The 26,934-nt window shown below is 69.9% G+C and carries 18 protein-coding genes; 11 read left to right on the plus strand and 7 right to left on the minus strand.

Going from position 1 to position 26,934, the window contains the following annotated elements:
- Positions 1 to 47 precede the first annotated feature (47 nt).
- A complete protein-coding gene (locus tag K8940_RS20295) occupies positions 48 to 2,297 on the minus strand; it encodes a hypothetical protein (RefSeq protein ID WP_223391858.1) in 2,250 nt (749 codons plus the stop codon).
- A 185-nt stretch (positions 2,298 to 2,482) separates the two neighbouring features.
- On the opposite strand from K8940_RS20295, the gene K8940_RS20300 reads away from it, so the two are divergent.
- From K8940_RS20300 to K8940_RS20330, 7 genes are all read left to right on the plus strand, one after another.
- Complete coding sequence (locus K8940_RS20300; protein WP_223391859.1) at positions 2,483 to 3,637, plus strand: hypothetical protein; 1,155 nt, start codon at positions 2,483 to 2,485, stop codon at positions 3,635 to 3,637.
- A gap of 92 nt (positions 3,638 to 3,729) precedes the next feature.
- A complete protein-coding gene (locus K8940_RS20305) occupies positions 3,730 to 4,332 on the plus strand; it encodes an RNA polymerase sigma factor (protein WP_223391860.1) in 603 nt (200 codons plus the stop codon).
- Entirely contained in the window at positions 4,301 to 5,311 is a 1,011-nt protein-coding gene (locus K8940_RS20310) for a FecR family protein (RefSeq protein WP_223391861.1), read from the plus strand. The genes K8940_RS20305 and K8940_RS20310 overlap by 32 nt, the downstream gene beginning before the upstream one ends.
- 138 nt (positions 5,312 to 5,449) lie before the next feature.
- On the plus strand, positions 5,450 to 8,638 hold the full coding sequence (locus K8940_RS20315; protein ID WP_223391862.1) for a TonB-dependent receptor domain-containing protein: 3,189 nt from the start codon (positions 5,450 to 5,452) through the stop codon (positions 8,636 to 8,638).
- 75 nt (positions 8,639 to 8,713) lie between these two features.
- Positions 8,714 to 10,339 (plus strand): alkaline phosphatase D family protein, encoded by a 1,626-nt coding sequence (locus tag K8940_RS20320; RefSeq protein WP_223391863.1) that lies wholly within the window; start codon positions 8,714 to 8,716, stop codon positions 10,337 to 10,339.
- Positions 10,340 to 10,429: 90 nt separating this feature from the next.
- The gene (locus K8940_RS20325; protein ID WP_411675569.1) at positions 10,430 to 10,750 is read left to right on the plus strand and encodes a hypothetical protein; all 321 of its coding nucleotides are present in this window, start codon (positions 10,430 to 10,432) and stop codon (positions 10,748 to 10,750) included.
- 226 nt (positions 10,751 to 10,976) lie between these two features.
- Complete coding sequence (locus K8940_RS20330; RefSeq protein WP_223391864.1) at positions 10,977 to 11,537, plus strand: hypothetical protein; 561 nt, start codon at positions 10,977 to 10,979, stop codon at positions 11,535 to 11,537.
- Positions 11,538 to 11,541: 4 nt separating this feature from the next.
- On the opposite strand, the gene pal is transcribed toward K8940_RS20330, so the two are convergent.
- A complete protein-coding gene (gene pal / locus K8940_RS20335) occupies positions 11,542 to 12,093 on the minus strand; it encodes a peptidoglycan-associated lipoprotein Pal (RefSeq protein WP_223391865.1) in 552 nt (183 codons plus the stop codon).
- Between the two features lie 306 nt (positions 12,094 to 12,399).
- Here pal and K8940_RS20340 point away from each other — a divergent pair, with 306 nt between their 5' ends.
- Genes K8940_RS20340 through K8940_RS20350 form a run of 3 tightly spaced genes read left to right on the plus strand, consistent with a single transcriptional unit; the run spans position 12,400 to position 16,136 of the window.
- Positions 12,400 to 13,794 (plus strand): ATP-binding protein, encoded by a 1,395-nt coding sequence (locus tag K8940_RS20340; RefSeq protein WP_263285784.1) that lies wholly within the window; start codon positions 12,400 to 12,402, stop codon positions 13,792 to 13,794.
- Entirely contained in the window at positions 13,791 to 14,486 is a 696-nt protein-coding gene (locus tag K8940_RS20345; RefSeq protein ID WP_223391867.1) for a response regulator, read from the plus strand. The genes K8940_RS20340 and K8940_RS20345 overlap by 4 nt, the downstream gene beginning before the upstream one ends.
- Before the next feature lie 18 nt (positions 14,487 to 14,504).
- Positions 14,505 to 16,136 (plus strand): Na+/H+ antiporter, encoded by a 1,632-nt coding sequence (locus K8940_RS20350; RefSeq protein ID WP_223391868.1) that lies wholly within the window; start codon positions 14,505 to 14,507, stop codon positions 16,134 to 16,136.
- On the opposite strand, the gene K8940_RS20355 is transcribed toward K8940_RS20350, so the two are convergent.
- The 4 genes from K8940_RS20355 to K8940_RS20370 all read right to left on the minus strand — a co-directional run bounded on the left by K8940_RS20355 (position 16,133) and on the right by K8940_RS20370 (position 23,666).
- A complete protein-coding gene (locus K8940_RS20355; protein ID WP_223391869.1) occupies positions 16,133 to 17,029 on the minus strand; it encodes a LysR family transcriptional regulator in 897 nt (298 codons plus the stop codon). The genes K8940_RS20350 and K8940_RS20355 overlap by 4 nt on opposite strands.
- A 14-nt stretch (positions 17,030 to 17,043) precedes the next feature.
- Positions 17,044 to 18,858: a CocE/NonD family hydrolase gene (locus K8940_RS20360; RefSeq protein WP_223395925.1), complete on the minus strand. Its 1,815-nt coding sequence runs from the start codon at positions 18,856 to 18,858 to the stop codon at positions 17,044 to 17,046.
- A gap of 134 nt (positions 18,859 to 18,992) precedes the next feature.
- Positions 18,993 to 21,878 (minus strand): TonB-dependent receptor, encoded by a 2,886-nt coding sequence (locus K8940_RS20365; RefSeq protein WP_223391870.1) that lies wholly within the window; start codon positions 21,876 to 21,878, stop codon positions 18,993 to 18,995.
- Positions 21,879 to 22,070: 192 nt separating this feature from the next.
- The gene (locus tag K8940_RS20370) at positions 22,071 to 23,666 is read right to left on the minus strand and encodes an AbgT family transporter (protein ID WP_223391871.1); all 1,596 of its coding nucleotides are present in this window, start codon (positions 23,664 to 23,666) and stop codon (positions 22,071 to 22,073) included.
- Positions 23,667 to 23,896: 230 nt separating this feature from the next.
- Here K8940_RS20370 and K8940_RS20375 point away from each other — a divergent pair, with 230 nt between their 5' ends.
- A complete protein-coding gene (locus tag K8940_RS20375; RefSeq protein WP_223391872.1) occupies positions 23,897 to 24,919 on the plus strand; it encodes a CapA family protein in 1,023 nt (340 codons plus the stop codon).
- Between the two features lie 12 nt (positions 24,920 to 24,931).
- On the opposite strand, the gene K8940_RS20380 is transcribed toward K8940_RS20375, so the two are convergent.
- On the minus strand, positions 24,932 to 26,770 hold the full coding sequence (locus K8940_RS20380; protein ID WP_223391873.1) for an alpha/beta fold hydrolase: 1,839 nt from the start codon (positions 26,768 to 26,770) through the stop codon (positions 24,932 to 24,934).
- Between the last annotated feature and the right edge of the window lie 164 nt (positions 26,771 to 26,934).

Raw genomic sequence — 26,934 nt, forward strand, 5'->3', positions numbered from 1 at the left:
CCTTCAAGGACGAGCCCCGGAGCAGCGCAGCTCCGGGGCTTTTGCTTTTAAGGCAACGGCTTGAAGCCCTCGGCGCGGACCACCCACTGGCCGTCCTTCGGGAAGCCCGGCGCCGGGCCCTTCGAACCGTCCCAGCCGCCGGCCATCATCGCCACGGCCGCCAGCAGCGAGCCGTTCGACGGGAAGTAGGTCTCGGCCGCGCGGGTATAGCCGGGGCCGTCGGGACCGGCCGGCTCGCCCTCCCCGGCCTTGGGCACGAAGGCTTGAGCGTGCTCATCCAGGTGCACGCGCGGGGTCATGCCCGAAACGCCGAACTTGTTGTTCTTGGCCTCGAAGAACAGCCAGTCGACGGCCTTGTCCGGCTCGCCCAGCCGCGCGGCGGTCATGGCGACCATCGGATAGTCCCAGCCCCAGGTCTGGCGCAGGTCCCAATCGCTCTCGACGGCCCGCAGGGTGCGCCGCATGGTCTCGGGATCGACGCCCTTGCCCGGGATCAGGCCGTAGGCCATCAGGAACGAGGGGTGGTCGCGGTTCATGCACTTCGGGTCGACCGCATGCTTCGAGCAGGCGGCGCTCCTGGCCACGTCCCAGAAGTCGGGCGTCGACTCGGTGGGCAGGTAGAGTCCGTCCTTGGTCGCCAGCGGGGCCAGGCCCTTGATCACCGCGTCCCACTCGGCCTTGCGCGCCAGCCCCTGGCGGGTCCGCCACGCTTGAGCGGTCTCCAGGCCCCAGCGGTAGTATTCCAGCTCGAAGGCGGGGTTGAAGGTGGTCAGGGGGTCGTAGTTCTCCTGCACCGGGATGATCGGCGGCCCCAGCACGAAGCGGCCTTTCTCGTCCTTGTGCGGGAAGCTGGCCAGGAGGTCGGCGGTCTCGGAGACCAGCGCGCCGTACCTGGCCAGGGTCGCCTTGGTCGGCTTGTCGCGCCAGACCAGCTCGGACATCCAGATCGGATGCGGCTGCTGCCACATGATGAAGGGCGAGACCTTCGAGGGACTGTCGACGCCGTCGGGGCCGACCATCTTGGGCCACCAGGCGCCCTTCAGGCCATGGCTGGCGGCGCGGGCCTTGGCGTCCTTCAGGTGGCCCAGGTACCAGGGCAGGCTGCGCTCCAGGTATTCCGGCTGGTTCCAGAGCGCGAAGTGGCCGGCGTGCCAGGCGTGCATCTCGAGGTGGAACTTGCCGTTCCAGCTGTTGGAGAACAGGCCCTCCTCCTGTGGCGGGACCTCGCCGGCGCCGTTCAGGGCCATCAGGTACCGCGACAGCACCACCCGGCGCTCCAGCTCGACCGCGCGCGGATCGACGCTGCCCGAGAAGTCGACGGCCGCGCCCTGCGTCCAATAGGCTTTCCAGTGCGCCCGCGTCGCCTGGTCGGCGAGCGTCACGCCGGGCAGCGACTTGGGCAGGGCGCCGCGCGAGAAGGCGACCTCCAGCCCCAGGGTCCGCCCCTTGGCCTTGGGCGCGACGACATAGGCGTGCGGCCCGGCGGCGGTGAAGTTGACCGCGCGGTCGGCCTGCAGGGCGACGACATAGCGGGTGGCGTCGATCTGGCGCGCGACGTCGAGGCGGCGGGCGCCCTCCCCCGTCACTTTGGTTGTGTGCAGCTCGGGATGGGCCCAGTCGGACGGGTCCGGATTCAGGTTCTTCGAGACGCCCGGAAACTTCACCGACAGCTTCAGTCGGCCCTGCTCGACCAGGGCCGAGTCGACGTCGACCACGATCATGTCCAGGGTCGGGTGGACGCGCGTGCGGACGGTCACGGCCTGGCCGTCATAGGTGAAGCGGCTGGTCAGGACGCCGCTCCACAGGTCCAGGGTCTGCTCGGTTCCCGTCAGATCCTCGAACTTGGCCGGCTTGCCGGCCTTGTCGCGCAGGTCCAGGGCCACGCGCCCCAGCGAGAAGCGGTGCGGGTTCTCGCGCAGATAGGCCAGGGCCGGACGGGTCTGGGCGTCGCTCCAGTCCTTCATGTAGGCGTACGGCTGCGGGGTCCCGCGCACGTCGATCGGCACGGTCCCGTCGGCATAGGTGTAGTTGTTCGGATTGGGGAAGGCGTGCCAGGCCCACTGGGCCTCGGTCAGCAGCGGCGCGATCTTGGAGTAGGCCTCGGGGAAGGTCTGCAGGCCGGTGATGTCGGCGGTGAAGCCGATCTGGCCGTTGCCGACCATCAGGGGCGCGGACGGGTCGACCTTGGTCAGGGTGACGTCGTGGCGGCTGATAAGGGCGTGGCGGTCAATGGGCTGGGCCAGGGCCGGCGCGGCTAGAACACAGAGGGCCAGGCCGGCCAGAAGCGCGCGTCGCATCGTCTACTCCCTAACTGTCGCTCCGACCGCCGCCGGACCATTCATTCCATTCTATAGGAAACAATCTCATATTGTGAAAGGCCATTGCGAGGTTGAGCACGGCGGGTTCGCTCCGACGATCGTCGCAAAGCTGTGATCCAACGGCGATAAGCGGGCAGCTTCCCTTCGCCGCCGTCCGTGTCCCGATGAAAACGCGCGCCCTCTTCCTGCTGGCCTCTCTGCTGCTCACGACAGCCCCGCCCGCCCTCGCCGCGCCGCCCGCACGCCCGCCGCTGACCCAGAACGGCGGAAGCTGGGTGTCGGGTCACGTGCAGGGGATCGCCGTCGATGTGAAGGGTGGCTACGTCTATTACTCGTTCACCAACCTGCTGGCGAAATACGACTTCGACGGCAAGCTGATCGGCACGCTGGTCGGCTGGACCGGACACCTGGGCGACCTCGATTTCAACCCGGCCGACGGCAAGGTCTACGGCTCGCTGGAGTACAAGAAGGACCAGGCCTTCTACATCGCCGTGATCGACGTCTCGCGCCTGGACCGGATCGGCGTCGAGGCCGGCGCGAGCCAGCTCTTCCGCACCGTCTACCTGCCCGAGGTCGCCAAGGACTACGCGGCCGACCTGAACGTCGACGGCAGGTTCGACGGCGACGTCGGCGCCACGCCCGACCATCGCTATGGCTGCTCGGGGATCGACGGCGTCGCGTTCGGCCCGGCGTTCGGCCAGACGGACGGCAAGCGCTACCTGACCGTCGCCTACGGGATCTACGGGAACGTCGAGCGGACCGACAACGACCACCAGGTGCTGCTGCAGTACGACGTCGCCGACTGGGCCCGCTACGCCAGCCCGCTGACCGAGGCCGCGCCGCACCACAACGGCCCCGCCGCGCCGGCCGCCAAGGTCTTCGTCCGCACCGGCAACACCAGCTACGGCGTGCAGAACCTGGCCTATGACGACAGCCTCCAGCGCTGGTTCATGGGCGTCTATCTAGGCAAGAAGACCAGCTTCCCGAACTATGGCCTGTTCGCCGTCGAGGCGCGGGCGAGGCCCGTCACGGCCGACCTGGTCGGCGTGCCTGGTCCCGGCGGCCAGGGCTGGGAACGGGGCCCGGTGCTGCCCCTCGCCGACGACGGCCTGAAGGACCCGGCCACCGGGATCCGCGGCTGGAACCAGAAGGCCGATGTCGGGTTGCAGCCGATCGGCCATGGCCTCGCCTACCTGGCGGTCAATTCCAAGGCGGATGGCAAGCAGACCGCCGACCTGACCCTGTCGCGCTGGACCGGCGACGCGGACAGGCCGTTCGTCCCAGCGACTGCGGAAGACCTCGCCAGGGTTGCGCGCTAGCGCCGCCCGATCCTCCGCGTGCGCCCTAATCCACTGTCACAATTGACCGCTAGGCAGGCCGCCGAACGGGGTGTCCAGCCAGCGAGTCGGGGATGAGCGGCGAAGACCGGGAAAGAACACGGTGGTTCCTGCGGCACATCCTGCCGCACGAGCCCGCCTTGAAGGGGTGGCTGTCGCGCGGCGCGCCGACGGGCGTCGATCCCGACGACATCATCCAGGAGGCCTATACGATCCTGGCCGAACTGGAGAGCGTCGAGGACATCCGCCATCCCAGAGCCTACCTGTTCCAGGTGGCCCGTTCGGTGATCACCCGCCACGTCCGCCGGGCGCGGATCGTGGCCATCCACGCCGTCGACGATCTGGAGCGGCTGGAGCATCCCGACGACGCCGCCTCGCCCGAGCGATGGACCATCGACCGGGACGAGCTGCGGCAGCTGGCCAAGGCGATCGCGGCCATGCCGCTTAAGACCCGCGAGGCCTTCGTGCTCAGGCGGGTCAGGGGCCTTCCCCAGCGCGAGATCGCCGCCAGGATGCGAATCTCAGAGAACACGGTCGAGACGCACATCTCCCGAGGCATTCTCTTCCTGATTGATTGGTTCGGTCGTAGCGGAAACACCCCACCTCAAACCTCTAAGACCACGGAAGCAGAGATCGCCCCGATAAATGGCCGAACGAGACACCAGTCGCGACATTGACCAGGCGGCGTCCGAATGGGCGGCGCGGCTGGATCGTGGGCCGCTGTCTCCGGAGATGGAGGCCGCGCACCGGGCCTGGCTGGCCAGCGACCCCCGCGCCAAGGGCGCCATGCTGCGCGCCCGCGCCCTGTCGATGATGAGCGAGTCGGCGCGAGCCCTAGGCTCCGACTTTGATCCCGAAACCTTCGCCCAGCCCCGCCGCCCGCGCCTGTCGCGCCGCCAGGCCCTGACCTGGACGGGCGGCGCCGCAGCCGCCGCCTCGCTGGCCGCCCTGGGCGTCACCACCGCCGCGGCCGGAACCGTGATCGGCACCGACCGTGGCGAGATCCGCATGGTTCCGCTGAAGGACGGTTCGACCGTGCTGCTGAATACGCAGAGCCGCATCCGCGTCCGCTACGACGACGGCCAGCGCCTGGTCACCCTGCTGAAGGGCGAGGCCTATTTCTCGGTGGCCCGCGACGAGCGGCGTCCGTTCGTGGTCGAGGTGAACGGCCGGCGGCTGCGCACGGCCCAGGCCGGCTTCCGCCTCCGCAAGCTGAACCAGGATCCGGTCGACCTGCTGGTCAACCAGGGTCGGGTCGAGGTCTCAGCCGCCCCCTTGATCGGCGCCGCCCGCATCGTGGCGGTGACGGCCAATACGCGTCTCGCGCTTTCAGACCCCGCCCATCTCTCGACCGAGCAGCCGCGTCCGGTCGCGCCCGAGACGGTCACCCGCGAGCTGGCCTGGCGCGAGGGCAAGCTGGCCTTCGAGGGCGAGACCCTGGGCCAGGCGGCGGCCGTCTTCGCCCGCTACAGCGACACCCGGATCCAGATCCGCGATCCCGACCTGGCGCGCGAGCCGGTCACCGGCCTCTTCGCCGCCAACGATCCGGCCGGCTTCAGCCGCGCCGTCGCCCGCGTCTTCGACGCCCGCCTACAGCAGGACGGCGACATGGTCGTACTGAGCCGCGCCGGCCCCGCCCAGGCGGCCGGGCAATAAGAAGTTTTTGCAACATATAGCGGAACGCCCCGCCCGACGGCTCTCAACCGGCAACGTCGCACAGCGCGATGCCTGGGGGCCCTAAAGCCAATGTATTCCCGTTATTCCCGCCTCGCCTGCGGAGCGTCCGTCGTCGCCATGGCGGTCGCCGCCCCGGCCTTCGCGCAGGAGCGCGTCTTCGACGTTCCGGCCCAGCCGGCCGTCCGCGCCATTCCGGAGCTGGCCCGCCAGGGCCAGGTGCAGATCGTGGCCCCCGCCCGCCAGTTGGACGGCATCCAGACCCCGGCGGTGAAGGGCGTGATGGACGTGCGCACGGCCCTTGGCCGCCTGATCGCCGGCACGCCGCTGCGGATCGACAGCGACGACGGCCAGGTCATCACCCTGCGCTCGACCGCCGGCGCCCCGCGCCCCCAGGCCGGAGTCGGTAGCGGTGTCGTTCGAGGCCGCGTCCTCAACACCGCCACCGGCGAATATGTCCGCAACGCCGAGATCCGCGTCGAGGGCGCGCCGATCGTCGCCTATTCCGAGGACGACGGCGAGTTTCGCCTGACCGGCGTCCCGGCCGGCGAGGTCAGCGTCCTGGTGAAGTACACGGGCCTGCAGGAGTCGCGCACGGTCCTGACCGTAACCCCCGGCCAGGTCGCCACGATCGACGTCTCGCTGAACCCCGGCGCCCACACCGCGGCGGCCGGCGAGGTCGAGGCCGTGACCATCACCGCCAAGCGCGAGGGCCAGGCCGCCGCCATCATGGAGCGCCGCGCCTCGACCAACGCCAAGACCGTCGTCGCCGCCGACAACTTCGGCGCCCTGACCATGGGCGACGTCGGCGAGTTCATGAAGAACATGCCCGGCATCTCGCTGGACTACACCGAGGTCGACGCCACGGCTGTCCGCATCGGCGGCCTGGATCCCAAGTACTCCACCTTCACCACCGACGGCGCGCGGATGGCCACGGCCACCTCGAACAACAACGCCGGCCGCCAGAACTCCTTCGAGCAAATGTCGATCACTGGCATCGACTCGATCGAGCTGAACAACACCCTGCAGGCCAACATGGACGCCGACAGCCCCGGCGGCGCCATCAACCTGCGCAGCAAGTACGCCTTCCAGCGCACCAGCCGCCTGCTGCGCTTCCAGGTCGGCGGCGTCGCCACCTCGGACTCGACGCTGGCCCGCCAGTACCTGCCCGACGACAAGAAGCACGCGACGATCTTCCCCTCGGCCCAGGTCGGCTATGCTGACGTGTTCCTGGACGGTCGTCTCGGGATCGCCTTCAACGCCAGCTACAACGCCAACTTCGTCCAGCAAGACCGCGTCCAGACCGACTGGTCCTACCTCGCCAACGGCCGGGTCATTCCCTACCAGGTGATGTGGCGCCCGGGCCCGAAGCTGACCCACCGCAAGGCCGCCAATCTCAGCCTCGACTACAAGCTGACCGACAAGCTGGCCCTGTCCCTGCGCTCGACCTACTCGTTCTACGACGTCGAGTACTTCAACCAGTACACCTACCTGATCTTCGGCACGACGACGGCGACCCAGGCGAGCGCGGACTCGACCGGCACGCACATCGTCGTCAATCCGAACACGACCAACACCCGCCTGCACACCCAGTACTCGCACCGCTACGCCGGCACCCCGGCCTGGGTGTTCGCGCCCAAGCTGGAATATCGCGGCGACACGTTCGAGGCCCTGCTGCGGACCAGCTATTCCAGCTCGGAATTCAATTTCGAGGACAATGACCGGGGCTTCTTCGTCCGCACGGACAGCTACCTGACCCGCATCGGCTTCACCCTGGACCGCGCGTCGGAGGACTCCAACGCCTGGACCCTGAAGCAAACGGCCGGCCGGCCCTGGGGCGACCCGACCAGCTTCAACCGCGACGACGACATCGGCAACAACATCCGCACGTCGGAGTCGAACGCCAACAACCAGATGTACAGCGCCAATCTGGACCTGAAGAAGAAGCTGGCCTTCGGCAAGGTGCAGATGAAGGTCCTGGCCGGCGCGGGCTTCCGCACCAACGCCTGGAAGACCGTCGAGGGCTCGTACAGGCAATTCCAGTATGTCGGCCCGACGAACGACCTGACCCAGAAGGCGCCCGAAGCGGTGATCCCCTGGACCCAGAACTACCAGTTCAAGATCCACGGCTTCGATGCCGGCAACCTGAACGACCAGAACTGGCGCGCCGACAGCAACTACGCCGTCTACGACCTCTATGCGGCCCATCCCGAATACTTCGTGGCCGACACGGTCGGGAACCTGAAGCGCCAGCTGGATAACAACAAGAAGATCGGCGAGGAGGTCAGCGCCGCCTATGTCGAGGCCCAACCACGCATCGGCAAGGCCCAGTTCGACCTGGGCCTGCGCTACGAGAAGACCAAGACGCAGGCCCGTGTCGCCGACATCCGTCCGGCCAAGGAAGTCACCGCCGCCGGCCTCTCGACCAGCACCGTCGCCGGCCTGCTCTACCAGTACCGCAACGGGACATACACGACCCGCGAGGGCGAGTACGACGACTGGTTCCTGAGCGGCGGCGTCAAGTACGACTTCACCAAAAAGCTGGTCGGCCAACTGGCCTTCAGCCAATCGATCCTGCGCCCCGACTACGGCAACCTGGGCGGCGTCGTGGCGGTGGACGACACCAACCTGATCGTCACCGTGCCCAACCCGCTGCTCAAGCCCGAGCACTCGACCAAGTACTACGCCAGCCTGCTGTACTACCTGGAACCGTCGGGCGTGATCGGCCTCTCGGCCTATCAGCTGGACGTGCAGGACATGCAGGTGACCGGTCTGACGGTGAACCCCGAGGACGTCGGCTACAACCCGGCCGACTACGCCGGCTACACCTTCCGCAGCGCCCAGAACCTGCCGGGCACCAGCCGCAACAAGGGCGTCACGCTGGAGTACGACCAGCAGCTGACCTTCCTGCCGGGCGCGCTGCGGGGCCTGGGCCTGCGGGCCTCGGTCACCAAGGTCGATCCCGACGGCGAGCGCGTGAACCTGCCCAAGACCTCGGCCAACTGGGGCCTGCGCTACAGCTACGGCAAGTTCGATGTCCAGCTGACCGGCAACTACCAGTCCTCGGCCCGCACCAGCGCGCTCGGCAACACCCCGACCACCGCCAACAACGGCGTCCTGTACCGCGCCTCGCGCGAGCTCTGGAACGTCAGCGCCAGCTACAAGATCAACCGCCAGTTCGAAGTCATGCTGGCCGGCCGCAACATCTTCAACGCGCCGGACATCGTCTATTCGAACGTCCGCAGCCGGGTGCAGCAGTACAGCATCTACGGCTCGATGTGGAACGTCGGGATCAAGGGCTCCTTCTAGCTTCCCCTGAGTGACTTCACCTCCCGCGGCCTCCCGGTCGCGGGAGTTTTTCTTTGTCTTTTCGGAGGACCTGACGTGGTTCTGAACATCGATCGACGCGGCCTCGTCCTGGGCGGCCTGGGTCTTGGCGCCGTGATGCTGCCCGCCGGCCAAGCGGCGGCCCGGCAGCTGCTGGGCGCCAGCGGCTTCACCCACGGCGTGGCCAGCGGCGAGCCCGGCCCCGACTCCATGCTGCTGTGGACGCGCTATATCCCCGCGACCGGCGACGGCGTGACCCGGCTGGACGTCGAGGTCGCCCTGGATCCTGACTTCGCGAAGGTCGTCTCCGGCGGCGTCGCGCGCACCGGGGCCTATCGCGACTGGACCGCCAAGATCACCGTCGACGGCCTGAAGCCCGGGACCGTCCATTGGTACCGCTTCGTCGCCCCGGACGGGACGAAGTCGCCGGTCGGCCGCACCAAGACCCTTCCGGAGGGCAAGGTCGACCGCTTCGGCCTGGCCGTGTTCTCGTGCTCGAACCTGCCCCAGGGCCTGTTCAACGCCTACGCCCACGCAGCGGCGCGCCAGGACCTGGATCTCTGGCTGCACACCGGCGACTACATCTACGAATACGGCGTCGGCTCCACCCGCGAGACCGACTGGGCGCCGGGCCGCAAGGAGCAGCTGCTGCCGGTCACCGAGATCCTGGCCATCGCCGACTACCGCCTGCGCTACGCCAGCTATCGCGCCGATCCCGATCTGCAGCGCCTGCACCAGATGGCCCCGATGGTGGCCCTGTGGGACGACCACGAGTCGGCCAACGACAGCTGGGAGGGCGGCGCCCAGAACCACCAGCCGGACAAGGAAGGCGACTGGAACATCCGCCGCGCCGCCGCCATGCAGGTCTATCGCGAGTGGATGCCGGTCTCGGACGAGCCATGGAAGGCCTATCCGATCGGGACCCTGGCCACCCTCTATCGCACCGAGTCGCGCCTTCTGGCCCGCACCCGCCCGGCCGACATCGGCGCGGCGTTCAAGGCCGCCGATCCCGACGCCGCGCTGAAGGCCTTCCGCGACGGGGCCTGGCGCGATCCCGCCGCGACCATGATGGGCTCGACCCAGGAGAGCTGGCTGGCGCACGCGATGAGGGCCAACCCCGGCTGGCAGCTGGTCGGCATGGGCACCATCCTTGGCCGCACCGTCATGCCCAAGGACGCCGTCGACTGGCTGAAGTCCGACGTCACCGAGAAGAAGGCCAACAGCTATCGCAACGACATCCGCGCGGCCGCGCAAGGGGTGCCGATGTGGATGGACCGCTGGGACGGCTATCCCGCCGCCCGCTCGCGCCTGCTGAAGTCGGCCCAGGCCGCCGACGCCGACCTCGTCATGCTGTCGGGCGACAGTCACAACGCCTGGGCCTACGGCTTGGTCGAGGAGGGCCGGCCCGCCGGCGTCGAGTTCGCCGGCCACAGCGTCACCTCGAACGGCATGGAAGGCGACATGGGCGCCGATCCGAAGGTCGTGGCGCGCGGCTTTATGGCCGCCAATCCCGAGCTGAAATGGGCGGACACCAGCCAGCGCGGCTACATGATGCTGGACATCACGCCCCAGCGCGTCAGCGGCGAGTGGCTGTTCCTGCAAACCGTCAAGGCCCGCACGACGGCCCTGGCCGGAACCCACCGGATGTCGGTCGAGCGCGGCCGGCGGGTGTTCGCCGGATAGGCGGGCGCCGGGTCAGGCGCGGGAGCCGCTCCGCGCCTGACCCTGTCGCGGCGCGCGCTCGGTGATGGCGCCGCGCAGGAACGCCGCGCCGTGATGCACATGAGCCTGCAAGGCGAATACGAGACCGACCTGACCGCCGACATCCGCGGCTACGCCCAAGCGGGCGTCAACTATCGCGGCGGCTCGTTCACCTCGTTCAACAACAAGAACACCTACAACACCAAGCTGCCGGCCTTCTACATGATCAGCGCCAAGCTGGGCGTGCGCAAGGACGCCTGGGACCTCAGCCTGTTCGGCGACAACCTGACCAACAAGGCCGCCTATCTGGGCGTGGTCGAGTCCCTGGACGGCATCCGGGTCTTCTCGCCCCGTCCGCGCACGGTCGGCGTGCGGATCAGCAGCACGTTCTAACCCCCTCGCCAGCCCGCGAGGCCTCAGCTCCGGACCGCGAGGTCCGGAGCCTTCTTTTATGCGCCGTCCAGCGCCGATCGCAGTCGATGGCGGGTCGCGCCGTATAAACTGGACATTGAGAAGACTTCGACGAATCCTCAGCGGCAGTATAATTTCCTTATGCTTGTCGAATGTCGCTCTTGAGCGCTGCCTCCCTTTCGAAACCTCTTCGAAAGGAAGCTACTCCATGTCCGTCCGTCGCCTTATTGCTTCCGCTCTCGCCCTGGGCCTGCTGGCGGCGGCCGCGCCGAACGCCGCCCTCGCCCAGCAGGCCCCGGCCGTCAGCGCCGCCTCGCTGCAGCAGCAGCAGATCGCCGCCGCCGCCCAGGGCGCGGCCAGCCAGCCCGGCTTCGCCCGGTTGACCCGCGCCCAGAAGCTGGCCGCCATCCAGGCGGCCGTGGCGGCCGCCCTGGCCCGGAGCGGTGCCGCCCCCGAGCAGATCGCCGCCGCGCTGATCCAGGCCGTGGCCTCGAACATCATCAGCGCCGGGGTGGCGATCTCGATCGCCTCGGCCGTCGCGCCCGACCTGGCCCAGCAGGTGGCGACCGCGCCCGCCGTGCAAGCCCAGCTGCGGGCCGAGGGCCAGAGCGCCAACCTGACCACCGCCGCCACCGACGGCGCCGGCGGCGTCAGCGTGCTGGTGAACCTGCAAGGCGCGACCACGGCCGGCGGCGGCGGAACCACGACCGCCGCCCCGGCGCCCTACGACCCCTGCGCGGGCGTGATCGCCGCCTATTGCGGCAGCTGACGCCTCAACGCGGAGCCAGGTCCAGGACCACGGCGCCGGCGTTGCGGTTGCGCGACCAAGCGGACTCGGTCGCGCCGGCGTCGATCGGGCGCTCCTTGCCGTAGGACACCGTCTGGATCCGGGCGCCGGCAACGCCCTGGGCGACCAGGAAATCACGCGCCGCCGACGCGCGACGCGCGCCGAGGGCGAGATTGTATTCGCGCGTGCCGCGTTCGTCGCAATTGCCCGCGATCAGCACCCGCACCTCGGGACGGCTCGCCAGCCATTGCGCCTGGGCGGTCAGGGTCGAGCGGGCCTCGCCGGTCAGGTCGTGGCTGTCGAGCGCGAAGAACACGCGATCGCCGGCCGCCGCGGCCAACTCTTCCTGCAGGCTGCGCGACACGGCGCTTTCCGCCAGGCTAGGCGGCGCCTCGGGCCCGCTGGCCGGCGCGGGCGGCGCCTCCGGCGCGGCGGCGACCGGAGCGGGCTTGGGCTTGGACGCGCAGGCCGACAGACCCAGGACGGCGACGAGGGCGAGGGGAGCGAGCGTGAGCGGGACGGAAATCGAGCGAGACATGGCGTATCCAACGGCGGGGGTTCGTCGCCATGCAGCCGACCGCCCGCGCCAAGCTCAAGCATAAGAACCTTATAACGACCTCGGCATAACGGCCGCATAATTGCCGCGCGCGCACGGGATCGACATGCTGTCCTTCCCGCGACGCGCCGGGCGCGCGTCGGTCGCTCCCTCTGATGCTTCCTCCATCCCCCTGTGAGGCGCATTGTCCCGCCCGACCGACGCGCGAGTTGCTTGCCCAGGGCGATAATGCCGCAAAACATCCCTGCCGAATTTCCGCGGGCCGCGAGCCGCCTCCGGCCTTACGGCGTGGCGCTGGTCTACACGCTGATCGCCACGGGCGCGGCCGAGCTGCTCTATCGCCTGTTCGACACCACCCGGCTGTCGACGGTGTTCCTGGCCGGCGTGCTGCTCACCGCCGTGACCCAGGGCGCCTATCCTGGCTATTTCGCGGCCCTGCTCGCCTTCGCCATCTACAACGTCTACCTGGTCGAGCCGCGCTTCACCTTCCAGTTCGCCTCGCCCGAGGACGTGCTGGTGCTGCTGACCTTCCTGGCGGTCGCCATGCTGACCGGCGGCCTGACGGGGCGCCTGCGCGACGCCGCCCACCGCAACATGATCCGCGCCCGCGCCACCGGGGCCCTGTTCGAGACCAGCCGCCAGCTGTCGTCGGCCGACGACGAAATGGCCATCCGCATGCTGATCGTCGAGCAGATGGCGGCGGCCGCCAAGGGCGAGGCCGCGATGGTCGACCAGTCCCTCGTCTGGAGCTATCCGCCCGACGGTGACGCACTGTCGTCGCCGCCCACGCCGCCCGATTTCAGCGAGCCCGGCTGGTGGGTCCGCGAACTGGTCGCCGACGGCGCGGAGCTGGGCGTCGTGGCCTGGCGCGGCGCGGACGGCGTGCCCGACCCCGACAGTGATCGGCTGATCCAGGTGCTGGCCGATCTCGGCGCCGCCGCCATCCTGCGCGCTCGCCTGTCGGCCCAGCGCTCCGAGATCGCCGCCGCCGCCCGGACGGAGCAGCTGCGCAACGCCTTGCTGTCGTCGATCTCGCACGACCTGCGCACGCCCCTGGCGGCGATCCTGGCCTCGGCCAGCAGCCTGAAGGCGTTCGGCGGCCAGTTCCCGCCCGACGTCCAGCACGACCTCGTCACGACCATCGAGGAGGAGGCCGAGCGCCTCAACCGCTTCGTCGCCAACCTGCTGAGCATGACCAAGCTGGAATCCGGCGCCCTGGCGCTGGAGAGTCAGGGCTTCGCCGCCGCCGAGGTCGTCAACCGCGCCGCCGACCGCCTGGTCCGGCTGGGCTGCGACATCACGCGGACCAACGCGGGCGAGGCGATGATCCAGGGTGATCCGATCCTGCTGGACCAGGCGCTGGGCAACGTGCTCGAGAACGCCGCGCGCTACGGACGCGACGGCGGCCCGATCGCCGTGCGCGTGCTCGAACAGGGCGAGCGAGTGCTGATCGAGGTCGCCGACGGCGGACCCGGCGTGCCCGAGGCCGATCTGGAGCGGATCTTCGAGAAGTTCTACCGCTCGCCCCGTTCGGCCGGCGCCAGCCAGGGCACGGGCCTGGGCCTTTCGATCGCGCGGGGCCTCGTCGAGGCGATGGGCGGTTCGATCGCGGCCGCCGGCCGCGCGGACGGCGCCCAGGGGCTGGTCGTCAGCCTGATCTTCCCGAGGATGTCCGCCTCATGACCACCGCCCAGATCCTGCTGGTCGACGACGAGCCGCAACTGGTGCGGGCCCTGACGCCGGCGCTCAAGGCGGCGGGCTACGCCGTGTCGGTCGCCGACGGCGGCCAGGCCGCCCTGGCCCACCTGGCGCGCGAGGGCTGCGACGCGGTGATCCTCGATCTTGGCCTGCCCGACATGGACGGCAAGGCGGTGATCACGCGCATCCGCGAATGGTCCGAGGTGCCGATCGTCGTGCTTTCGGCCCGAGACCTGGAGCAGGAGAAGATCGCCGCCCTCGATCTCGGCGCCGACGACTTCGTCAACAAGCCGTTCGGCGTCGGCGAACTGCTGGCGCGGCTGCGGGCGGCCATGCGCGGCCGCGACCGCCGCTTCTCGGCCCGCGCCCGCTTCCGGTGCGGCGACCTGGAGATCAACTTCGCCGACCGCCGCGTCTCGGTGCTGGGCGAGGAGGTCCGCCTGACGCCGCGCGAGTACGACCTGCTGCGCAGCCTGGCGCGCTACGCCGGCCGGGTGGTCACCCACCGCCAGCTGATGACCGCCGTCTGGGGCGCCGACGCCCAGGTCGACGCCCAGTTCGTCCGCGTGCTGGTCGGCCAGGTCCGCCAGAAGATCGAGGAGGAGCCGGCCTCGCCCCGGCTGCTGCTGACCGAGCCGGGGCTGGGCTATCGCCTGGCGCCCGAGGACGAGCCCTAGAAAGGATCCGAGAACCGCATGCAGACCGTCGAGATCGTCCTGGCGCTGCTGGCCGCCGTGGTGCTGAGCGGCGCGGCCGCGCGCTTCCTGCCGCTGGCCGTCCCCGCCCCGCTGGTCCAGATCGGCCTGGGCGCCCTGATCGCCCTGGTGACCAAGACGCCGGTGGCGCTGGATCCGCAGCTGTTCTTCCTGCTGTTCCTGCCGCCCCTGCTGTTCCTGGACGGCTGGCGCATTCCCAAGGACGACTTCTTCCGCGACCTGCCGGTGATCCTGGAGCTGGCCCTGGGTCTGGTGGTGCTGACCGTCGTGGGGGCGGGCCTGTTCATTCACTGGATGATCCCGGCCATGCCGGTGGCCGTCGCCTTCGCCCTGGCCGCCGTGATCTCGCCGACTGACCCGATCGCGGTGTCGGCCATCGCCCAGCGGGTGCCGATCCCCAAGCGACTGATGCACATCCTCGAGGGCGAGTCGCTGCTGAACGACGCCTCGGGCCTGGTCTGCCTGCGGTTCGCGGTCGCCGCCGCCCTGACCGGGACCTTCGTGCTGCGCGACGCGGTGCTGACCTTCGCCTGGGTCGCCCTGGCCGGCGTCGCCATCGGCGTGCTGACCACCCTGGTCGTCACCACCCTGAACGCCTGGATCTCGCGCAAGAGCGCCGAGGACGCCGGCCCCCAGACCCTGGTCAGCCTGCTGATCCCGTTCGCGGCCTATCTGCTGGCCGAAAAGGTCCACGCCTCGGGCATCCTCGCCGCCGTCGCCGCCGGCGTGGCCATGAGCTTCTCCGAGGCCGCCCGCCAGACCGTGGCCGCCACCCGGGTCCGCCGCAACATGGTCTGGGACACGCTGCAGTTCACCGCCAACGGCGTGATCTTCGTGCTGCTGGGCGAGCAGCTGCCGTCGATCCTGGCCGGCGCGGTCGAGACCGTCCACACCACCGGTCACCACGAGGCCTGGTGGCTGGGCGTCTATGTCGTGGCCATCACCCTGGGCCTGGGGGCCCTGCGCTTCGCCTGGGTGTGGGGTTCGCTGAAACTGACCCTGCTGCGCGCGCGCCGCCGGGGCGAGGAGCGCGCCAGCCCCGACTGGAAGATCATCGCCGCCACCGCCTGCGCCGGCGCGCGCGGGGCCATCACCCTGGCGGGCGTCCTGACCCTGCCGCTGGTCACCGCGGTCGGCGCGCCCTTCCCGGCCCGCGACCTGGCCATCTTCCTCGCGGCGGGCGTCATTGTGCTGTCGCTGCTGATCTCCAGCATCTCCCTACCCCTGCTGCTCAAGAACCTGCAGCTGCCGCCGGACGCCGACAGCCAGGAACAGACCGAGCAGGCCCGGATCAACCTGGCCAACGCGGCGATCCTCGCGGTCGAGCACCTGATGACCGCCTCGCCCCACGCCGCCGACCACGACTTCCAGGCCGCCACCGCGCGCGTCGCAGACGTCTATCGCGACCGCCTGGACAGCCTGGCCCAGTCCGGCGAGGTGGCGCTCGCCGCCCGCCGCAGCCACGCCTTCGAGAAGGAGGTCCGCCTCGCGGCGCTGGAAGCCGAGCGCGAGGCGCTGCGCGGCCTCGTACGCCAGCGCGTGGTCAATGACGGCGTCCGCTCCCGGCTGACGCGCGACCTGGACCTGGCCGAGGCGCGGGCGCGATCCTAGCGCGCGGCGGTCGCGAAATGGCTGCGGGCTTCCTCGAGAAAGGCCGCCGCCAGTCGGTTCATCGGCGCCAGGGCCGAGGTCATGAAGGCGTATTCGTGCAGGATCTGGGGCCGGAAGACGCGGATCGCCACGCCCGGACGCGCGAAGCTCCCGGCCAGCAGGGCGTTGACGATCGCTACGCCCATGCCGGCGGCGGCGATGGCGCAGGCCGATCCGACCGTATGGGTCTCGACCTTGACCTCCGGCCGCACGCCGCGCTCGCGGAAGGCGTCGTCGATCTGGCGGCGGGTCCAGGTGCCCGCCCCCAGCAGGATCAGCGGCTCGTGCCGCAGCAGTTCGGGAGTCAGGAACTGGTGCTGCGCCAGCGGATGGTTTTCCGGCAGGACGCAGACCGTCTCGCTGGTGGAGAGGGTGACGGTGGAGATGTCGCTGCGGTCCAGCGGCAGCTTGACGAAGCCGCAGTCCACCGTCCGGTTGGCGACCATGGCGCGGGCGGTCTCGGTGCTGCGCGACTCGATGGCGATGCGAACCTTGGGAAAGCGGGCCAGGAAGCCGGGCAGGATCGTCGACAGCACGCCTTCGGACAGGCTGGGCGGAGCCACGATCTTCAGGAGGCCGGTGTTGAACTCGGCGATGTCGCGCGCCAGGGCGTCGACACGCTCCAGGCCCCCGAAGGCCAGGTCGATCTCTTCGTAGATGATCAGCGCCTCGGGCGTGGGGCTCAGGCGCCCCTTCTCGCGATAGAACAGCTCGAAGCCGACGTCCTGTTCCAGCTGGGCGATCAGGCGGCTGACGGCCGGCTGGGTCAGGCCCATGCGGCCGGCCGCCGCGGTGGCCGAACCACTCAGCATGGTTTCCCTAAAGGCTTCCAGGCTTCGCAGGTTCAGCTTCATTCAGGCCCTCGCGATCAGCGTTTCAGGATCGGCAGCAACAGGCGCGAGGCCCGCGTGGCGTCCATATAGACGCGATTTCGCGCTGGCCGGGGAGTGAGTCCGTAGCCTTCCGGCTCGCCCGAGTTCGGATTGACGTCGAAATGGGGGAAATTGCTCGACGCCACGTCAAGCCGGATGCGGTGGCCCTTCAGGAACAGGTTGGCCGTCGGGAAGGCCTCGATCTCGAGGACGTAGACCTGGCCGGGCTCCAGGCGGACCTCATGGTCGAAGCCCTCGCGATAGCGCGCCCGCAGGACGCCGTGCGTCAGGTTCATCGCGAAGCCTTCGGGATAGTCGTCCGACGGCGGATGAACGTCGATCAGCTTGATCGTGAAGTCGGTGTCGACACAGTCCGAGGCGATGTGCAGCTCGGCGCGGATCGGACCCACGACCTCCAGATCGGCCTCCAGCGGCGGCGTCTGGAAGACCAGCACGTCGTCGCGGTCGGCCAGCGGGCGATCGAACGCCTCGCTGCCGAAGAACCGCGGGCCTTCGCGCTGGTCGAAGGCTCCGGCCTCCATGATCGGCGCGCCCGAGGCGATCGCGCCGCCGATCGTCGGCACCGGATGCAGCGGATCATGGACATATTCGCGATAGGCCTGGGTTTCGCGCGGCCGGTCGGCCGTGAGCCCGCCGTCGACGTCCAGGAAATAGTCGGTGGCCTCCACCCCCTCCGGCGGCCAGGCGGTCTCGTCGCGCCAGCGGCCGCCGTGGTCGAGCCGCCCCTCGGGCGTCTTGCGGCCGGAGCCGCCGCCCATCACGAACAGCTTCACCGGCGGCAGGGGATCGGGCCCTGGCGGCGTCTTCAGCCAGGCGTCGAACCAGGCCAGCCGGAGAGCCACGAAGCTCTCGGCCAGGGCGCCGTCCAGCGGCGCGTCGGACCCGAAGTCGACGTCGCCGGCATGGGTGACCGACCGCTGGCCATGGGTCCAGGGCCCCATGATCAGCTTCACGGGCGATGTCTTGCGGGCGGAGAGGGCCAGGTAGTTCTCGGTCGCGGTGACCGCATAGGGGTCGAACCAGCTGCTCATGTGCACCATGGGCGCGTCGACATAGGCGTCGTAGAAGCCGCGCGCATAGATGCCGTTCTGGGTCCAGTACGGCCCGAACAGGCCGTTGCGCCATTGCTCGAGCAGATACTTCTCGTATTCGGGCGCGGCGCTGAGGGGCGAGTGGTTCTCAGACCACGGCATGAGGCGGAACCAGGCGCGCAGGTCCTGGGTCTCCAGGGCGGCCCGGCGCGCGGGGTCGGCCTTGGTGGCGGGGCTGAGCAGGGCGTGCTTGTAGGCCCAGGTCGCCTGCTTGAGCTCGAACGCGCCGCCCTGGCGGATGCCCGAGTGGTAGGCGCTGGAGAAGCCGCCGGAGTCGAGGAACATCGCCGCCAGGGCCGGCGGCGCCAGGCAGGCCAGGGCGCTCTGGACGTGGGCGCCGTACGACAGGCCCAGCGTCGCCACCCGGCCGTCGCACCAGGCTTGGGCGGTCAGCCAGTCGACGGTGTCGTAGCCGTCTTCCCCTTCGTTCAGATACTTCTCGAATACCCCTTCCGAGCCGTAGCGGCCTCGGCAGTCCTGGAGGGCGACGACATAGCCGCCGCGCACGAAGTCGACCGCCAGTTCGGGCTTGGAGCGCGGGACCGGATTCTGGCGCGTGCGATCGCCGTGGTTCGTGCCCAGCTTGTCGTAGGGCGTGCGCTCCAGCAGCACCGGCAGGGCCTGGTCCAACGGCTGGCCGTTCCGGGCCGGACGATAGATGTCCGTCGCTAGATGAAGGCCGTCGCGCATGACCACCATCACGTCGCGGGTCACATGGACATCGTCCGGGACGATGAAGCCCGAGGGCTTGTCGTCGATGTCGGGGATGGAGGGGTCGCTCACAGCCAATCCTCAAGCGCGCGGCGGCGGCCGTCGGCCGCCGCCGGCATGACCTAGAACTTCGCCGAGACGCGGACGTAGCCGTACCGTCCGCGGGCGTCGTAGGTGTAGATGTCGTAGTTGATCGGCGCGTTGGCGTAGGACGCCGGCGGGGCCTTGTCGAAGATGTTGCTGACGCCGACGCTGAGGTTGGTGTCGTAGCGCTCGAACTGATAGCCGGCCTCGAGATCGTTGTAGAAGATGGCCTTGGTCTTGGCGTCCTTGACCGTGTTCACGGCGTCGGTGGTTTCGCCGATATAGCGACCGCGCCACAGCGCGTTCCACGCCCCCTGGTCCCAGCGCAGCGAGGCCTGGCCCTTCCAGTGCGGATAGGTCGAGCGCGGCTGGTCGCCCTTGCCGGCTCGCTCGTCGACGATCGGCGCGCCGCCGGTCGGGTTCGGGCTCGTGGTCTTGAAGCTCTCCAGATAAGAGGTGTCGAGCACGGCGGCGAAGCGGCCGAAGCGGGTCCCGAACTCGTAGCGGATCGTGGCGTCGACGCCCGAGGTCTCGATCTCGGCCAGGTTCTGGGCGCCCTGCAGCAGGTTGGTGATGGCGCCGGTCGAGGCGTCGCGGGTGACCAGGTCGCAGAACACCCCGCCCTGCTGGGCGCAGAGGCTGAGGATCTGGGTGGCCGACTGCGAGGCGATCGCGTCCTTCACGGTGATCTGGTACCAGTCGACCGTGGCCGTCAGGCCCGGCGCGAACCGCGGTTTCAGCGCCACGCCGAAGCTGTAGGTGTCGGCGGTCTCGGCCTTGAGCTTGGTGTTGCCCGAGATGGTGCCGGCGATCAGGCCGTTGAGATTGTAGTTGGCCTGGTTGTAGCCGGCCGGCACGCCCGCGCAGCCCGGCAGGGTGGGATTGGCGGCCGCGCCGCCGTTGCAGGGATCCGTGCCCTGGAAGCTGGTCTGGCGACCGCCCTGATAGAGCTCCAGGATCGACGGGGCCCGGAAGCCCTGGGCATAGGTGCCGCGCACCAGGATGTCCTCGATCGGCCGCCAGCCGATCCCGATCTTGGCCGTGCTGTCGCCGCCGACCGTGTCGTAGTCCGAGTAGCGGAGGGCCAGGCTGACATCCAGCGCCTTGGCCAGCGGCAGGTCCTTCAGCAGCGGCACAGCGGCTTCGACATAGGCCTCGTTCAGGCTGTACTGGCCCCGCGTGGCGCTGCGGGTCTGGCCCGTGGTGGTGGTGTTGCTGGCGAAGGTCGCGCCCGAGGCCGGGGTCGGGATGTAGGTCGGGGCCGCGTTGACGAACGGATCCGGATTGTCGACGGCCTTGTTCTTGCGGTGCTCGACGCCGGCCGCGATCGCCAGGGGACCGGCGGGCAGGTCCAGCAGCTCGCCGGTGATGTTGGCGCTGACGTCGAAGATCGAGGTGCTGTTGGACTCCACCACCGTGTAGCGGATGTAGTCGGCCTGGGCGGCCGTCATCGGACCGAACAGGTTGATCGCCACGCAGCCGGACGTGGTCGCGCACGACGCGCCAAGACCCAGGGCCAGCTTGTCGTAATTCACGCTGTTGAGGGCGCGCGAGTTGATCTTGTTCTTGGAATAGAGGGCGTAGACGTCCCACTTCCAGTCGCGGCCGAACAGCGCGACCGAGCCGTCGAAGCCGCCCGCCACGCGGTAGGTCTTCACGTTCTGGACGTTGTCGCGATTGCCGACTTCGGTCATCACCTTGCGGATGCGCCAGGCCTGGTTGGCCGCGAAGCCGACGGCGTTGGCCACGGGCACGCCGTTGGCCGTGCCGAACGGGTTGAAGGCCTGGTTGCTGGGAATGGCGAAGCCCCGGATCGTGCCGGCCGTGCCGCCGATGTCCAGCAGGACCGGCGAGAACAGCTGGTCGGACTTGCGCTGGTTGAACATCCCCTCGGCCTTGAAGCGCACCTTGTCGCTCAGGTCGGCGGTGTAGCGAGTGTAGACGCCCCAGCGCTCGCTAGGCCCAGCCGAATAGATGCCCTGGGCCTGGGTGTTGTAGTAGTCGCCGGGCAGAGCGGCGGTGTGGAAGGCGTTGTCGGCGGCCGCGCCGGCGCCGATCGTCGCGCCGGGATTGAAGGCCGCCGGGCTGGCCGAGGCGGCGAAGCCCGCCGCCGTGCCGAAGTAGCTGTTATTCGACAGGCCGGGCAGGATGTAGAGGCCGTTGGGGCTGGTGCCGACGGCGGTCTGCGGAACCAAAGTCACGCGGGTCAGGTCGCGATCCGAGGTCAGGATCGGCTTGTCCTTCACATAGCTCAGCGAGACCAGGACGGCCGACCGGTCGAACCGCTTGCCGAAATTGGCCACGCCCGAATAGGACTGGCCGTCGCCCTCGGAGCTGACGCCGTACTTGGCCTGGACCTTCATCCCGTCGAAGTCGCGGGCCGACTTGATGTTGACCACGCCGGCGATGGCGTCCGAGCCATAGATCGCCGAGGCGCCGTCCTTCAGCACCTCGATCCCCTCGATCATGCCCAGCGGCATGGTGTTGAGGTCAACGAAGTCGCGGAAGCCGCGCTGGCCGACGCCGTCGACCCAGCGGTGACCGTCGACCAGCACCAGCACACGGTTGCCGCTGCCCTCTGCCCCGCCGAGGTAGCGCAGGTTGATCGAGCTGGCGCCGTACGAGGTGCCCTGCGTGCCGTTGCTGCTGAGGCTCACGCCCGCCGAGGGCAGCTTCTGCAGCAGCTCGCCGACCGAGTTGGCGCCGGAATTCTTGATGTCGGCTTCGGTCAGGGTCGAAACCACGCCGACCGTGTCGGCGTCCCGGCGCTGGATGCGCGAACCGACGACGATCACTTCCTCGACGGTGTCGGTCGCGGTCGCCGACGGCGCGGCGGTCTGGGCGAAGGCGGGCGTCACGGCGACGCCGGCCAGCAGCGCGGCGTAGGCGGTTCCGGCGCATAGCGCGCGAAGGTTCACGAGCATTCTTGGAAATCCCCTTTGTCGCCTAGCCGCGCCGACCGCGCGTGCTCCCCTTGCGACGATGAAAGCCTAGAAGCGGCGTCTTTCGGCGCGCAACGCCATTGGTCCGGCGCATCCCCCCATGCGCCGAGAGCATGGCCATGGGCGTTTTCCGCCTGGATTCAGGGCGTCGCCACCACGCGCCCGACGAAGGATCTAGCGGGTCGAGACGGCGGCGGACGCGGGCGACGGCGGCGTATAGGTCCCGGCCGCGCCGGGTCCCACCGCCAGGTGAAGGCCGACCCAGGTCAGCACCAGCGCCATGCCGGCGGCGGCGAAGCCGATCGTGTAGGGCAGCATCAGGGCGATCATCGACCCGACCCCGAACTTGGGCCGCCATTTCTGGCTGATGATCAGGACCAGCGGGAAGTTCGAGGCCAGCGGCGTGACGATGTTGAAGATCGAGTCGCCCATCCGGTAAGCGGCCGTCGTCATCTCCGGCGATATGCCCAGCAGCATCAGCATCGGCACGACGATCGGCGCCATGGCGCTCCACTTGGCCGAGGCCGAGCCGATCACCAGGTCCAGGATCGAGGACATGATCAGCAGGGCCAGCAGCAGCAGCGGCTTGGGCAGGCCGATGGTCCGCAGCAGCTCCGCGCCCTCGACCGCCATGACCGGCCCCAGCTTGGACCAGGCGAACATCGCCACGAAGTGGGCCGCGAAGAAGGCCAGCACGAGATAGGGGGCCATGGCGCGCATGCCCTCGGCCATCATCGCCACGATGTCGCGGTGCGACTTCACCGCGCCGGTGGCCGAGCCATAGGCCCAGCCGGTGGCCAGGAACAGCAGCATGAAGGCCGCGATCAGCGCCTGGTAGAAGGGCGTCATGCGCTTGGGGCCGACGGCCTCCTGGTCGATCAGCGGCGCGAAGCCCGGCCACAGGGTCAGGGCGGCGAACAGGCCGATGACCAGCAGGGCCGCGATCCCCGCCCGGCGCAGGCCGCGCCTCTGGGCCTCGCCGATCTCCTCGATGGCCAGGTCGGGCGCGACGGCGGCGGTGTCGGCCCGGGTCCAGGTTCCCAGGCGCGGCTCGACCACGCGGTCGGTCACCCACCAGGCGATGGGCGTGAACAGGGTCCCGATCGCCAGGGTGAACCACCAGTTGCCCAGCGGGTTCATGACGAAGCTGGGGTCGATCAGCTGGGCGGCCGGCGCGGTGATGCCCAGCATCAGCACGTCGAACTGGCCGGGAATGAAGTTGCCCGCGAAGGCCCCCGATATGCCGGCATAGGCGATGGCGACGCCCGCCAGGGGATGTCGTCCGGCCTCGGCGTAGATCAGCGCCGCCAGCGGGATCAGCACCACATAGGCCGCGTCGGCCGCGTGGTGCGACATCACCCCCATCACGAAGATGCAGGGGCTGAGGATCGACTTGGGCAGCTTGCGCACCGCGTCGCCCAGCAGCGCGCCGAACAGGCCCGACCGTTCGGCCACCGCCGCGCCCAGCATCACCACCAGCACCAGTCCCAGCGGCGGGAACTTGGTCATGGTGTCGGGCATGTCGACCAGCAGCTTGGCCAGGTTGTCCCGCGACAGCAGGCTCTCGGTGTGCAGGTGGGCGCCGGTGACCGGATTGACCGCGCTCCAGCCGAGGGCGGCGGCGATCACCGAGCCGAGGACCAGAAGCGCGATGCAGCCGATGAAGATGAACACCGGATCGGGCAAGGCGTCGCCCACCCGCTCGATGCGGTCCAGCAGTCGCCGCCAGCGTCGTTCCCCCGCGCTCTGCGGCTCGATCGTCTCGTTCATGCCAACGCCCCCGTTACGCCGCGACGGTGGCAGTCGTCCCGAACGCTCACAATGGTATAGCGGCGGAACATCGTTCCATGCGCGCCGGTCATGACGTGGCCCGTTTTCGGCCGCGCGGCTTATGGTTTCGGCGACGACGACGGGGGACGTGGATGGATCGGCGGCAACTTCTTCTGGCGGGGCTGGCGTCCATGGCTTCGCCAACCCTATCCAAGCCGCGCGGCCTACGCGTGACCTTGCTGGGTCAGGCTCTGGTCGAGCACGCCCTGCCCGACGCCCAGTGGCCCGGCCGCGCGGCCCTGGCCCGCCAGCTGAGCGGCGCCGACGTCTGCTTCACGAACCTGGAGACCGTGATCCAGGGCGCCCGCGCCGGCGCGCCCACGCGCGAGACCCTGACCCTGCATACCGCCGAGCCGGCGGTGCTGGACGCGCTGAAGAGCGTCAACGTCAACCTGCTGGCCACCGCCAACAACCACGCCTTCGACCTGGGCTCGGGCGGCATCCTGGACACGGTCGAGGCGATCGAGCGAGCGGGACTCGTATCGGCGGGCTCGGGGCACGATCTGGTCCGGGCGGCGTCGCCGGCCTTCCGCGCCACCCCGGCCGGAACCGTCGGCCTGGTGGCCTTCGCCACCGGCAAGGTCCGCGAGGGCGGGGCGGCCACCGCCGCGCGGCCGGGCGTCAACGAACTGCGCCGCGACGCCTCGGGCCAGCCCGTCGAGGAGGACGCCGCCCGGATCCTCTCGGCCATCGCCGAGGCGCGCAAGCGGGCCCAGGCGGTCATCGCCTATCAGCACAACCATGACTGGGAGCCGGATCTGGCGAACGTTCCGGCCTGGCAGCGGGCCTTCGCGCATCGCTGCGCCGCGGCCGGCGCCTCGGTGTTCGTCGGCCACGGCGCGCCGCTGCTGCAAGGCGTCGAGATCCATCGCGGCGTCCCGCTGTTCTTCGGCCTGGGCAATTTCATCTTCCAGACCGAGAAGCCGCCCGGCGCCTATCCGCCCGAGGACTGGGAAGGCGCGATCGTCGAATGCGTCTTCGACGGCGGCCGCTGCCGATCGGCGCGACTGACGCCCATCGTGCTCAATGAGATAGGGCTGGGCGGACCGAACGACATGGCCACGCGCGGCATGCCCAGCCTGGCGCCGCCCGACCGCGCGCGTATCATCCGTGAGCGGATAATCAGCCGCTCAGCGCCGTTCGGCGGCGCGCTCAAGCCAGAGGGCCAAACCCAACTGGTCTGGCGGCCCTGACGCGAACCGGCGTCAGGCGCGCAAGGCGTCCAGCACCCGGTTGGCGTGGGTCATGGCCAGGAAGCGCCCGGCGCCGGGCACGCGCGTGAAGCGGCTGTCGGGCAAGACGTCGCGCCAATAGCGCTCGACATGGTCGGGATCGTGCATCGTGTCATACGCGCCGATCAGCACCGACCAGTCGGTCAGGCCGGGCATCGGGGCGGGCTTGCCGCCGCGCGCGATCGCCACCTGCTCGTTGACATAGCCCTCGATCCGCCCGGTGGCGAACATCCGCACCGACCGCCAGTAGTCTTCGGCGATGCGGGGATCGGCGGCCGCCGCTTCGTCCGGCGGGCTCCCGCGCATCGACTGGCGGACCATGCGCTGCAGCCGCTCCCGCGTCAGGCTGCCCCCCAGCAGGCGCGCGAAGGTCCCGATCAGCTCGGGACGGCGCAGATAGGCCTCCTTGAACGCGCCGAGCGGCCCGTGCCGGTGGCCGTCCGCGCCGGACGGCGGATCCGGATTGACCAGCACGGCCCTGCCGATCCGCTCGGGCGCGCGCCGCGCGAGCGCCAGCACCGCCTGGGCCCCGCCCCGCGCGACGATGTCGATGGTCGGCAGCCGCAGGGCGTCCAGAAGCGCGATCAGGTCGCCGGCCGCCGCGTCGAAGGGATCGTGCTCGCCCGCGCGCAGCCCGGCGACGGGGTCGCTCATGCCAAAGCCCGGCCGGTCGACGGACAGCACCCGAAAGCCCCCGCCCTGCAAGGCCGCCACGAGGCCCGAGGGCGCCTGACGCGAGGTCATGCTGGAATGGACGATCAGCACGGGGCGGCCGCCGGCCGGGCCGTACTCGCTCCAGGCGATGCGCGTGCCGTCGGCGCGGGGCAGCAGGCGCAGCGGCTCGGCCCGGGGATCGGCGAAGCCCAGCTGCCCCCGCGTCGCGCCCAGGAGCGCGGCCAGCGCCCGCATGGTCGACACGGTGCGCGCCAGTTCGCTGGCCGATCCGACCCGCAGGGTGGCGAAGACCTGCTCCAGGTCCTTGCGCACCACCGCGACCGACAGGCCCAGCGCGCGGGCCGCCTCCTCCCGCGAGGCGCCGCTGGCGACCAGCAGCGTGATCGCGGCCTGCTTTCGCGTCAGGCCCCAGACATCGACCAGCAGCGGCGCATGGTCTGATTGAGACGGCATCAAGCCGAAGGCCAGGCCCGACAGCAGCCCCACCACCTCGGGGAGCCGACGGGCGCCGGTGCGGCGATAGACGTCCGACAGCGCCTCCCGGGCGGTGACGTGCGAAATGCCCAGCCTCCCGGCCGCCGCCTTGATCGATCCGGCGCGGACGACGGCCAAGACGATCCGCGTCTGCAGGCCCGTCAGGCCGAACGCGGCGCAGGCGCGCTCGATCGGCTCGGCCCGCGCCGCCAGTGTCGTCAGCACCACGACCTTGCCCGCCGGCGCCTCGGCGGCCAGTTCCGGCGGCAGGCGCCAGAGCGGAAACGCCATCGCGGCCGAGGCGTAGACGAAGATCACCGATTCCGAACCCGCGTCGCTCTCGACGGCGACCGGAACCACGACCGGCTTGCCGGACCGCAGCGCGCGCTGGGCCAGCCCGGGATCGATGTAGCGCTCCCCGCCCTCCTCGGCGAACAGGCGCGAGGCGACCTTGACCACGCCGCGCGCGTCGAGCACCGCCGCGGCGATGCTCTGGGGATCGAACAGAGGCAGGAACTCGGCCTGGGCGGCGTCGGTCTCGATCAGGTCGGCCAGGCTGTCGGGCGCCGCCCGCGCCGCCGCCAGGACCGCGTCGGCGTCCTCCAGCACCGCGCGCAGGAAGATCGGCAGGCGCGGCTCGTCGGCGAGATCATTCTCAGCCAAGCATCGACCTCGAAGCCACGGACACGCACACCCTCGAAAAATCGGACACGCCACGGCGCGTGTCGGGACCTTGGCGCGGACCGGCCCGGACGTCCACACCCTACAAACGGCGATGCCCGCTCCCGGAGAGGTGGATTAGCTGAGGTCGCGCGACCGCCCACGTT

Source organism: Caulobacter segnis, from assembly GCF_019931575.1.
Taxonomy (GTDB): domain Bacteria; phylum Pseudomonadota; class Alphaproteobacteria; order Caulobacterales; family Caulobacteraceae; genus Caulobacter; species Caulobacter segnis_C.